At 67.4% G+C, this 2399-nt stretch carries 3 protein-coding genes; all 3 read left to right on the forward strand.

Features of this window, described 5'->3' with window-relative positions:
- On the forward strand, positions 1 to 1201 hold a 1201-nt coding region (locus tag LQT98_RS03165; RefSeq protein ID WP_231461095.1), incomplete at its 5' end, for an efflux transporter outer membrane subunit.
- The gene (locus tag LQT98_RS03170) at positions 1198 to 1713 is read left to right on the forward strand and encodes a MarR family winged helix-turn-helix transcriptional regulator (RefSeq protein ID WP_048411526.1); all 516 of its coding nucleotides are present in this window, start codon (positions 1198 to 1200) and stop codon (positions 1711 to 1713) included. The genes LQT98_RS03165 and LQT98_RS03170, both read left to right, overlap by 4 nt.
- Positions 1700 to 2399, forward strand: a 700-nt coding sequence (locus tag LQT98_RS03175) for an FUSC family protein (RefSeq protein WP_231461096.1), incomplete at its 3' end; no start/stop codon positions are given. The genes LQT98_RS03170 and LQT98_RS03175, both read left to right, overlap by 14 nt.

The following is a 2399-nucleotide window of genomic DNA, read 5'->3' on the forward strand; positions in this document are numbered from 1 at the left end:
CGCCGCCGCGCGGCTGCGCCAGGCGCAAGCGCTGAGCGACGTCAGCGCCGCCGCGACGCTGCCCCAAGTCAACGCGCAAGGACAGAGCACACGGCAGCTGCACGCCGAGGACAATCTGGTATCGCCTATCGGCAATGGCAACTACGACTGGCAGACCCGCGCCACGGTCAGCGTCAGCTACGACCTGGACCTGTGGGGGCGTGAGCGCGAAGCGCTGACCGCCTCGCTCAACGATGCCCAGGTGGCGGCGGCCGACGCCAGGATCAGCGCCTTGAACCTGGAAACCGCGATCGTGCGCGGCTATCTGCAACTGGCCGAGCAATACCAGCAAAAAGACTTGGCCGCGGCCGCGCTGCAACAGCAACAGGCGTTGCTGGAGCTCAGCCGGCGCCGCAAGGCCGCCGGGCTGGCGGCGGAACCGGAAGTGGTGCAGCAGCAAGGCCGACTACCGCCCAGCCGCACCCAAGTCGAACAGATAGACGAACGCATCGCCACGCTGGGCAATCAGTTGGCCGCTCTCAGCGGCCAGCCGCCGGAGGCCGCCGGCCGGCTGCGCCGCCCGACACTGAGCCTGGCACAGCCGCTGAGCTCGCTGGCCACCATTCCGGCCCAGTTGCTGGGCCGGCGCCCGGACCTGAGCGCGCAGCGCTGGGGGGTGGAGGCCGAGGCCGCTCGCATCAAGGTCGCCCGCGCCGCCTTCTACCCCAATATCAATCTGAGCGCCTTCGCCGGCTACCAGGGAATCGGCTTCGCCAATCTGATCTCCCCCGCCACCGCGCTGCGCGGCTTCGCGCCGGCGATCAGCCTGCCTATCTTCGAAGGCGGCCGCCTGCGCGGCCAGCTGCGCGCCCAGACCGCCGCCTACGATCAGGCGGTGGAAAGCTATAACGCCACATTGATCAACGCCTTGAGCGAAACCGCCAGCGCCATCGCCCATGTCCAGTCCACGGTCAAGCAGGCCGAACAGGCCGATCGCGCGCTAGCCGCCGCCAACCGCGAACTGGCGCTGGCGGAGCAAAGCTATCGCGCCGGCCTCAGCGACCAAAGCCCGGTGCGGCAACTGCGGCTGAGCCAACTGTCCGCGCGGCAGAAGCAAGCGCAGGCCCAGGCGCAGCGGCTGGATGGTTACGCCGCGCTGATGGCGGCGCTGGGCGGCGGCATTGAAACCCTGAGCCCAAGCGAAAACGGAGCCACGCAATGAGTCGTTTCGAAGAAACCAGCAAGCGCCTGCAGCGCGTCAAGGCCAGAATCCCGGAATTCCCGCTGCAACTGCTGACGCTGACACGGCTGAACTACCATGTGCAAAAACGGATACAGGACCTGACCAATGCCGCGCTGCGCAAGCATGGCCTGACCGAAAGCAGCTATCTGGTGCTGGCGGTGCTCTACGGCTCGGAACAGGAAACCATGACGCCGGGCACGCTGGCGGAAACCTGTTCGCAGAAACCGGCCAATATGACCCGTATCTGCAACGATCTGGAGAAGCAGGGCCTGATCCGCCGCGGCAGCCTCAGCGACGATCGCCGCGCGGTGACGGTGACGCTCAACGACGCCGGACGCGAATGCATACGCCGGCTGCTGCCCGATGTCTGGGGCAATCTGCGCAATACCTTCGACGGCTTCAGCGCCGAGGAGATGCAGCAGCAGGAGCAGTACTACCTGCGCCAGCTCAGCAATCTGAACCGGGCGGAGCCTAGCGATGAACACAGCTAGCCTCGCCGCCTGGCATCGGCTGCTGGGCCAGACGCTGCGCGGCGCCAGCCGTGATTGGCTGCGGCTGGAGGGCGAGCGCTGGATCTTTGTCCTCAAGACGCTGCTGGCCGGCTTCGCCGCGCTGTGGCTGGCCTTCCGCCTGGGTTTCGACTCGCCGGGCACCGCGCTGCTCACCGTGCTCATCGTCAGCTCGCCGCAAAGCGGCCTGGTGCTGGAGAAAGGATTTTACCGGCTGCTCGGCACGCTGGCCGGCTGCGCGGCGGCCTTGATCCTGGTCGGCATGCTGGCCTCGCAGCCGGTCTTGCTGCTGGCGGCGCTGTCGCTATGGATAGGACTGTGCGCCGGCTGCGCCACCCTGTACCGCAACTCGCGCTCCTACGGTTTCGTGCTGGCCGGCTACACCGCCTGCATCATCGCGTTGCCGGCGATAGATCGCCCGCTGGCGGTGTTCGACCTGGCGGTGACCCGGGCCTCGGAAATCTCGCTGGGCCTGATCTGCAGCGCGGTGGTCTACGACATCGTGTTTCCGCGCTACCAGGCCGAACAGGTGGTCAGCAATGTGCGCGGCCGCTATCTGCGCTTCATCCTGCTGTGCCAGGACGCGCTGGCGCAGAAGCTGCACGCCCGCGACATGGAACAGGCCCAGCTCAAGTTCGCCGCCGACATCGCCGCGCTGGAAGCCGGCC

This window comes from Chromobacterium aquaticum (assembly GCF_021129195.1).
Lineage (GTDB): Bacteria > Pseudomonadota > Gammaproteobacteria > Burkholderiales > Chromobacteriaceae > Chromobacterium > Chromobacterium aquaticum.